7 protein-coding genes are annotated in these 8,254 nt (G+C 70.6%); 3 read left to right on the forward strand and 4 right to left on the reverse strand.

Annotated elements, in window-relative coordinates; all coding sequences use genetic code 11:
- Positions 1-219: 219 nt before the first annotated feature.
- The 3 genes from AB0O00_RS23550 to AB0O00_RS23560 all read right to left on the reverse strand — a co-directional run bounded on the left by AB0O00_RS23550 (position 220) and on the right by AB0O00_RS23560 (position 3,070).
- On the reverse strand, positions 220-972 hold the full coding sequence (locus AB0O00_RS23550; protein WP_363654826.1) for an ATP-binding cassette domain-containing protein: 753 nt from the start codon (positions 970-972) through the stop codon (positions 220-222).
- A gap of 233 nt (positions 973-1,205) precedes the next feature.
- Positions 1,206-2,600 carry an aspartate aminotransferase family protein gene (locus AB0O00_RS23555; RefSeq protein ID WP_360233231.1) on the reverse strand — a complete coding sequence of 465 codons (1,395 nt, stop codon included), beginning with the start codon at positions 2,598-2,600 and terminating at the stop codon, positions 1,206-1,208.
- Positions 2,597-3,070 carry an Lrp/AsnC family transcriptional regulator gene (locus tag AB0O00_RS23560; protein WP_363654828.1) on the reverse strand — a complete coding sequence of 158 codons (474 nt, stop codon included), beginning with the start codon at positions 3,068-3,070 and terminating at the stop codon, positions 2,597-2,599. Before AB0O00_RS23560 ends, AB0O00_RS23555 begins: the two co-directional genes overlap by 4 nt.
- Positions 3,071-3,380: 310 nt before the next feature.
- Here AB0O00_RS23560 and AB0O00_RS23565 point away from each other — a divergent pair, with 310 nt between their 5' ends.
- The 3 genes from AB0O00_RS23565 (at position 3,381) to AB0O00_RS23575 (ending at position 7,677) form a co-directional block, all read left to right on the forward strand.
- On the forward strand, positions 3,381-4,826 hold the full coding sequence (locus AB0O00_RS23565; protein ID WP_363654830.1) for a gamma-aminobutyraldehyde dehydrogenase: 1,446 nt from the start codon (positions 3,381-3,383) through the stop codon (positions 4,824-4,826).
- Positions 4,827-5,046: 220 nt separating this feature from the next.
- A complete protein-coding gene (locus AB0O00_RS23570) occupies positions 5,047-6,405 on the forward strand; it encodes an aspartate aminotransferase family protein (RefSeq protein ID WP_363654832.1) in 1,359 nt (452 codons plus the stop codon).
- A gap of 72 nt (positions 6,406-6,477) precedes the next feature.
- The gene (locus AB0O00_RS23575; RefSeq protein ID WP_363654834.1) at positions 6,478-7,677 is read left to right on the forward strand and encodes a spermidine/putrescine ABC transporter substrate-binding protein; all 1,200 of its coding nucleotides are present in this window, start codon (positions 6,478-6,480) and stop codon (positions 7,675-7,677) included.
- A gap of 9 nt (positions 7,678-7,686) precedes the next feature.
- Here AB0O00_RS23575 and AB0O00_RS23580 read toward each other — a convergent pair.
- A partial coding sequence (locus AB0O00_RS23580) for a helix-turn-helix domain-containing protein (RefSeq protein WP_363654836.1) occupies positions 7,687-8,254 on the reverse strand: 568 nt, incomplete at its 5' end.

An 8,254-nucleotide genomic window follows, 5' to 3' on the forward strand; every position in this document is an offset into this window, starting at 1 on the left:
GGCCAGGTCGGCCGCGTCGTCCTTGGAGTGCTCGGAGGAGTAGCGGCTCGGCATCGAGACGCAGTGCACGTTCTCGGCGCCGATCGCGTCGACCGAGCAGCCAGCGGCCGAGGTCGGGGACCCGGTAGCCCCGGGCCAGGCGGAGGTAGAACACGTCGACTCTTTCAGCGGCTCGTCTTCGGTGGTTCGGCGGCTCGGTGGCCCTGGAGCCCGGTGTCGTCAGCGGCGGGTGGCCGAGACGGCCGAGGCGCCGGCCGTGCCCGCGGCGGCGCCGCGCGGAACGGGGGCGGCGGGGGCGGTGAGCCGTCCGTCGACGAGGGCGACGGCGCGGTCCGCGAACCGGACGAGCTCCGGGTCGTGCGTGGCCAGGACGAGGGTGAGCTGGTGGGAGCGGGCCGCGCTGGTCAGTATCCGCAGGACCTGGTCGGCGGCCTCGCGGTGGAGCGGCGCGGTGGGGTCGTCGGCGAAGACGACGGGCGGCAGCGGGGCGAGCGCGCGGGCGACGGAGATCCGCTGGCGCTGGCTCTGCAGCAGCCGGTCGGGGCGGTGCCGGGCGATGTCGCCGACGTCGAGGCGTTCCAGCCATTCGTCGGCGGCGGTGTAGGCGGCCTTGTTGCCGGCGCCGGCGAGCAGGAGCGGCAGGGCGACGTTCTCCCGGGCGGTCAGTTCGGGCACCAGGTGGGGTTCGGAGCCGACGAAGCCGAAGCGGTCGCGGCGCAGCCGTTCGCGGCCGGCCCGGGTGAGGGTGTGGACGGGGGAGCTGTTGAACCAGACCTCGCCCTGGTCGACCGGGAGGAGTGCGGAGAGGCAGCCGAGCAGGGTGCTCTTGCCGGAGCCGCGCGGGCCGGTGACGGCGAGGACCTCGCCGTCGCGGACGCCGATCGAGATGCCGCGCAGGGCGGGCGTGCCGTGATGGGACTTGACGATCCCCCGGGCCCACAGCACGTCGTTGTCAGGCGGTGCCGCTGACATGAGGTTCCATCCTGGGTGGCCGCAGGGATATGACAGTCGTCAGATTAGAACGACCGGGGCCCCGCGCGGTTGCGGCGCACTGGGCCATCGCGGGCAAATCACCCGCAATCAGGCATGTTTGGGTGCGAACGCCGACCGGAAACGTCCGGGTCGGATCGGGAACGCACCGAAGGGCGGCCCCGCGGGGAGCGGGGCCGCCCTTCGGCGGAGGGTGGGGAAAGAGGATCAGATGATCAGAGCTTGGCCCACGCGTCGGTGAGGCTGGTCCGCAGGATCTGCTCGATCTCGTCGAAGGTCGACTGGTCGGAGATCAGCGGCGGGGCCAGCTGGACGACCGGGTCGCCACGGTCGTCGGCGCGGCAGTACAGGCCGTTGTCGAAGAGCGCCTTCGACAGGAAGCCGTAGAGCACGCGCTCGGTCTCCTCGTCGTTGAAGGACTCCTTGGTGACCTTGTCCTTGACGAGCTCGATGCCGTAGAAGTACCCGTTGCCGCGGACGTCGCCGACGATCGGCAGGTCGCGCAGCTTGCTCAGGGTGCCCAGGAAGCGCGACTCGTTGTCGAGCACGTGCTGGTTCAGGCCCTCGCGCTCGAAGATGTCGAGGTTGGCCAGCGCCACGGCGGAGGACACCGGGTGGCCGGCGAAGGTGTAGCCGTGCAGGAAGGTGTTGTCGCCCTTGTAGAACGGCTCGGCGATGCGGTCGGAGATGATCGTGGCGCCGATCGGGGAGTAGCCCGAGGTCATGCCCTTGGCGCAGGTGATCATGTCCGGCACGTAGCCGAACTTGTCGGCGCCGAACATGGTGCCGAGGCGGCCGAAGGCGCAGATGACCTCATCCGAGACCAGCAGCACGTCGTGGCGGTCGCAGATCTCGCGCAGGCGCTGGAAGTAGCCGGGCGGCGGCGGGAAGCAGCCACCGGCGTTCTGCACCGGCTCGACGAACACGGCGGCGACGGTTTCGGGGCCCTCGAAGAGGATGGCCTCCTCGACCTGGTCGGCGCACCAGCGGCCGTACGCCTCGGGGTCGACGGTGCCGTCGGGGCCCTCGAGGTAGTGCGGGGCGCGGTAGATGTTGGTGTTCGGCGCCTTGTGGGTGCCCGGCACCAGCGGCTCGAACGGGGCCTTCAGGCCCGGCAGGCCGGTGATCGACAGGGCGCCCTGCGGGGTGCCGTGGTAGGCGATGGCGCGGGAGATGACCTTGTACTTGGTCGGCTTGCCGATCAGCTTGAAGTACTGCTTGGCGAGCTTCCAGGCGGTCTCGACGGCCTCGCCGCCGCCGGTGGAGAAGAAGACCTTGTTCAGGTCGCCCGGGGCGTAGTTGGCGAGCCGCTCGGCCAGCTCGACGGCCTTGGGGTGCGCGTAGCTCCAGATCGGGAAGAACGCGAGTTCCTTGGCCTGCTTGGCGGCCACCTCGGCGAGCTCGGTGCGGCCGTGACCGGCCTGCACGACGAACAGGCCGGCCAGGCCGTCGATGTACTTCCGGCCCTTGTCGTCCCAGATGTACGTGCCCTCGCCCTTGACGATGGTCGGCACGGGGGAGTTCTCGTACGACGACATGCGGGTGAAGTGCATCCACAGGTGGTCGTAGGCGGTCTTGGAAAGGTCCTTCTGGGCCGGGTCGGCTGTCATCGGGTGCCCCAGGTGTAGGTCTGTTTCCGGAGCTTCAGGTAAACGAAGCTCTCGGTGCTCCGCACGCCGGGAAGCGCGCGGATGCGCTTGTTGATCATTTCGAGCAGGTGCTCGTCGTCCTCGCAGACCAGTTCGGCCAGGAGGTCGAACGAGCCGGCGGTGCAGACGACGTAGTCGACCTCGTCGAGGGCGGCCAGCGCGTCGGCGACGGGTTCGATGTCGCCCTCGACCCGGATCCCGACCATCGCCTGGCGGGTGAAGCCGACGGTGAGCGGGTCGGTGACGGCGACGATCTGCATCACGCCTTGGTCGAGCAGCTTCTGGACGCGCTGGCGCACGGCCGCCTCGGACAGGCCGACGGCCTTGCCGATGGCGGCGTACGGGCGGCGCCCGTCCTCCTGGAGCTGCTCGATGATCGCCTTGGAGGCGGTGTCGAGGGGAACGCTGGCGTTCCGGTCGCGGTTGGCCACGCCGCCACTGTGCCTGATCGTTCCCGTGTTCGCAACCGTGGAAACTGCTGATTTCGTCGCGATCTCCGAAATCGCATACGGATTTCATCGTGATAGTGGGTCGGGCCTGTCGATCCCATCCGTGTTGCGGCTACTCTGGCACGGTACGCGCGCGGCGACGCAGCGCAGCGCGCGTTCCCCCACCAGTGGACCGCGCCCCCCGGGGCCCGGCCACTCGGCGCCCATCGCAACCCTTCGTACGCCGCAACCGCCGACGTACCATGGCGCCGGACTCTGCAACGCCGCAGGAACCAGACCGAGGAGAGACTCCGTGAGCGACCTTCGCACGCTGCGCAACTACATCAACGGTGAGTTCGTGGACGCGGCCGACGGCCGCACGCTCGACATCGTCGACCCGACCACCGGCGAGGTCTACGCGACGTCCCCGCTGTCCGGTGCCGCCGACGTGGACGCCGCCATGGCCTCGGCCGCCGCCGCCTTCCCGGTCTGGCGTGACGCCACCCCGAGCACCCGCCAGAAGCTGCTCCTGAAGATCGCCGACGCGGTCGAGGCGCGCGCCGACGAGATCGTCGACGCCGAGGTGCGCAACACCGGCAAGCCCCGCGCGCTGACCCTCTCCGAGGAGATCGGCCCGATGGTGGACCAGATCCGGTTCTTCGCCGGTGCCGCCCGCCTGCTGGAGGGCAAGGCCGCCGGGGAGTACATGGACGGGATGACCTCGATCATCCGCCGCGAGCCGGTCGGCGTCTGCGCCCAGGTCGCGCCGTGGAACTACCCGATGATGATGGCCGTCTGGAAGTTCGCCCCGGCGATCGCCGCGGGCAACACCGTGGTGCTGAAGCCCTCGGACACCACCCCGGCCTCCACCGTGCTGCTGGCCGAGATCATCGGCGGCATCCTGAAGGACCTGGACCTGCCGGCCGGCGTCTTCAACGTCATCTGCGGCGACCGCGAGTCCGGCAAGCTGATGGTCGAGCACCGCACCCCGGCGATGGCCTCCATCACCGGTTCCGTCCGGGCCGGCATCCAGGTCGCCGAGTCGGCCTCCAAGGACGTCAAGCGCGTGCACCTGGAGCTGGGCGGCAAGGCCCCGGTCGTGGTGTTCGAGGACGCCGACATCGCCGAGGCCGTCGAGGGCATCTCGGTGGCGGGCTTCTTCAACGCCGGCCAGGACTGCACCGCCGCCACCCGCGTGCTGGTGCACGAGTCGATCCACGACGCCTTCGTCGAGGCGCTGGCCAAGGCCGCGGCCGAGACCAAGACCGGCGGCGTGGACGACGAGGACGTGCTGTACGGCCCGCTGAACAACGCCAACCAGCTGAAGCAGGTCGCCGGCTTCATCGAGCGGCTGCCCGCCCACGCCAAGGTCGAGACCGGTGGCCACCGGGTCGGCGAGCAGGGCTACTTCTACGCCCCGACCGTCGTCTCCGGCCTCCAGCAGGACGACGAGATCATCCAGAACGAGGTCTTCGGCCCGGTCATCACCGTGCAGCGGTTCTCCGACGAGGACCAGGCCGTCGAGTACGCCAACGGCGTCGAGTTCGCGCTGGCCTCCTCGGTGTGGACCAAGGACCACGCCCGTGCCATGCGGATGTCGCGCCGCCTGGACTTCGGCTGCGTGTGGATCAACACCCACATCCCGCTGGTCGCCGAGATGCCGCACGGCGGCTTCAAGAAGTCCGGCTACGGCAAGGACCTCTCGGCCTACGGCTTCGAGGACTACACGCGGGTGAAGCACGTCATGACCGCGATCTAGCGGGTCATGACCGTCGAGCACAGGATGACCGCGATCTAGCGGGTCATGACCGTCGAGCACAGGATGACCGCGATCTGATCTGCAGCTGATCGTGTGAACTGACAATGGGCCCGGGTCTTTTCGACCCGGGCCCTGTGTCTTTGCACCCTGTCGGCCGTTCGCGTGACCGACTGACAAGATGAAACTCCACTTCGGTGGCCGGACTCCCTAGCCTTACGACATGAGCATCCCCACCGCTGACTCAGCCGCAGGCCAGGCCGTCAAGGCCGCCGACCGCGCGCACGTCTTCCACTCGTGGTCCGCCCAGGCGCTGATCGACCCCCTCGCGGTGGCCGGCGCCGAGGGCTCGTACTTCTGGGACTACGACGGCAACCGCTACCTCGACTTCTCCTCGCAGCTGGTGAACACCAACATCGGGCACCAGCACCCGAAGGTGGTCGCCGCGATCCAGGAGCAGGCGGCGAAGCTCTGCACGATCGCGCCCGGCTTCGCGGTCGAGTCGCGCAGCGAGGCCGCCCGGCTGATCGCCGAGCGCACCCCCGGCGACCTGGACAAGATCTTCTTCACCAACGCCGGCGCCGAGGCCAACGAGAACGCCATCCGGCTGGCCCGGCTGCACACCGGCCGGCAGAAGGTGCTCTCCACCTACCGCTCGTACCACGGCGCCACCGCCAACGCGATCGCCCTCACCGGCGACCCGCGCCGCTGGGCCAACGACACCGGCGTCTCCGGCGTGGTGCACTTCTGGGGCCCGTACGCCTACCGCTCCAACTTCCACGCCGAGAACGAGGCGCAGGAGTGCGAGCGCGCGCTGGAGCACCTGGAGCAGGTGATCGCGTTCGAGGGGCCGGGCACGGTCGCGGCCGTCATCCTGGAGACCGTCGTCGGCACCGCGGGCATCCTGATCCCGCCGCCGGGCTACCTCGCCGGGGTGCGGGAGATCTGCGACCGGTACGGGATCGTGTTCATCCTCGACGAGGTGATGGCGGGCTTCGGCCGCACCGGCGAGTGGTTCGCCGCCGACCACTGGGGCGTCACCCCGGACCTGCTGACCTTCGCCAAGGGCGTCAACTCCGGCTACGTGCCGCTCGGCGGCGTGGCGATCAGCGCCGCGATCGCCGCCGACTTCGACGAGCGGCCGTTCCCCGGCGGGCTCACCTACTCGGGCCACCCGCTGGCCTGCGCCTCCGCCGTCGCGACCATCAACGCGATGGCCGAGGAGGGCATCGTCGAGCACGCCAAGCACATCGGGGAGACCGTGCTCGGCCCCGGCCTGCGCGAACTGGCCGAGCGCCACCCCTCGATCGGCGAGGTGCGCGGCCTCGGCGTGTTCTGGGCGCTCGACCTCGTCAAGAACCGCGAGACCCGTGAGCCGCTGGTGCCCTACAACGCCGCCGGCGCCGCCAACGCGCCGATGGGCGAGCTGGCCGCCGCGTGCAAGCAGCGCGGGCTCTGGCCGTTCGTCAACATGAACCGCTTCCACGTCGTCCCGCCGTGCACCGTCTCGGAGGAGGAGGCCAAGACCGGCCTCGCGGTGCTCGACGAGGTGCTGTCGCTCGCCGACGCGCACACTGTCTGACGTAACGACCAGGACGGCCCCGGGCGGCTCCGACCGCCGCCCGGGGCCGTCCCACGCTCCGGAGGCTCCACCATGCCCAGCACCACCATGCTCCGACGTCCGTTGAACTCCCGTGCGCTGCGCCGACGTTCGGTGCTCGGCGGGGCCGCGCTGCTCGGTGCCGGCGCGCTGAGCGGCTGTGGCATCCCGTCCGCGTACGTGGCCGAGGACCGCCGCTCGGCGCCGGACCGCTCGGAGTCCGACCAGCGGATGGCGTTCTCCAACTGGACGCAGTACATCGACGTCGACGACCAGGGCCGGCGCCCGACGCTCGACGCCTTCACCGAGAAGACCGGGATCGCCGTCACCTACACCGAGGACATCAACGACAACGACGAGTTCTTCGGCAAGATCAGCCCGGTGCTCACCGAGGGCGCCGACCCCGGCCGGGACCTCATGGTGGTCAGCGACTGGATGGCCGGCCGGTACGTCTCGCTCGGCTGGGTGCAGGCCATGGACCGCGCCAACCTGCCCAACGTCACGGCGCACCTGGACCCGCAGCTCGCCCAGCCGGCCTTCGACCCCGGGCGCAGGCGCAGCGTGCCGTGGCAGTCCGGGATCACCGGCATCGCGTACAACCGCAAGGCGCTCGGCCGGGAGCTGAAGTCGACGGCGGACCTCTGGGCGCCCGACCTCAAGGGCCGGGTGACGCTGTTCGCCGGGCTGGACGAGGCGCTCGGGCTGCTGATGCTCTCGCAGGGCGCCGACGTCTCCCGGTTCACCGACGACGACGCGCACCGGGCGATGGACCTCGTGCAGAAGATGGTCGACAACGGGCACGTCCGCCGCTTCACCGGCAACGACTACACCGGCGACCTCGCCTCCGGCGCCGCGCTCGCCTGCCAGGCGTACTCCGGCGACGCCGTCCAGCTCACCGCGGAGAACCCGGACATCGCGTTCCTCGTGCCGGAGGAGGGCGCCGAGCTGTGGGCGGAGAGCCTGATGATCCCCAACCGGGCCGTGCACAAGCGCAACGCCGAGCTGCTGATCGACTACTACTACCAGCCCGAGGTGGCCGCCGAACTCGCCGCCGCCGTCCAGTACATCTGCCCGGTGCCGGCCGCGCGCGAGGTCCTCGCGGCGAGCGGGGACAAGGACAAGGCCGAGCTGGCGGAGAACCCGCTGGTCTTCCCGACCGATGAGATGCGGGCCCGGCTGCGCACCATGCGCGACGTCACCTCGGCCGAGCGGCCCGCGCTGCACAAGATCTGGGGGCGCATCACGGGCGTCTGAGTCTGAGGCTCACCGGCGGACGGCGTCGAGCGCGAGCAGGGCCACGTGGAGGGAGAGGCAGGACTCCACCTGGTCGAGGTCGACGCCGAGGATGCGCTCGACCTTGTGCAGGCGGTCGTAGAAGGACGGCCGGGACAGGTGCGCCGCGTCGGCGGCGGCGGACTTGTTCCGGCCCTGCTCCAGGTAGATCCGCAGCATCTGCACCAACTGGCCGTTGTGCTCGGCATCGTGGGCGAGCAGCGGGCCGAGCTCGCGCTCGACGTAGGTCTGCAGGCGGGCGTCGTCGCGCAGGAGGTGCAGGAGGCCGCGCAGGCGGACGTCGGGCAGCCGGTAGTAGGACGACGTCCGGGCGCCGGGCGCGTCGTGCAGGGCGGCGTCGGCGACCTGGGTGGCCTCCAGCAGGGTGCGCCGGGCGTCGCGGACCGAGCCGACCGAGGAGCCGACCGCGACGACCGGCTCCGGCCCGGGGGCGGCGTCGCGCGCGGCCTCCGCCGACATCCGGCGCAGCGCGGCCGAGAAGGCGTCCAGCGCGGCGTGCTCGTCCTGCTGGGCACCGAGCGCGATCAGGACGCCGACG

Source organism: Kitasatospora sp. NPDC093558, assembly GCF_040683475.1.
Classification (GTDB): Bacteria; Actinomycetota; Actinomycetes; order Streptomycetales; family Streptomycetaceae; genus Kitasatospora.

Coding starts and splice junctions, on each gene's coding strand:
- AB0O00_RS23550 (WP_363654826.1), bottom strand. CDS start 972: ATGTCAGCGGCACCGCCTGACAACGACGTGCTGTGGGCCCGGGGGATC.
- AB0O00_RS23555 (WP_360233231.1), bottom strand. CDS start 2,600: ATGACAGCCGACCCGGCCCAGAAGGACCTTTCCAAGACCGCCTACGAC.
- AB0O00_RS23575 (WP_363654834.1), top strand. CDS start 6,478: ATGCCCAGCACCACCATGCTCCGACGTCCGTTGAACTCCCGTGCGCTG.
- AB0O00_RS23570 (WP_363654832.1), top strand. CDS start 5,047: ATGAGCATCCCCACCGCTGACTCAGCCGCAGGCCAGGCCGTCAAGGCC.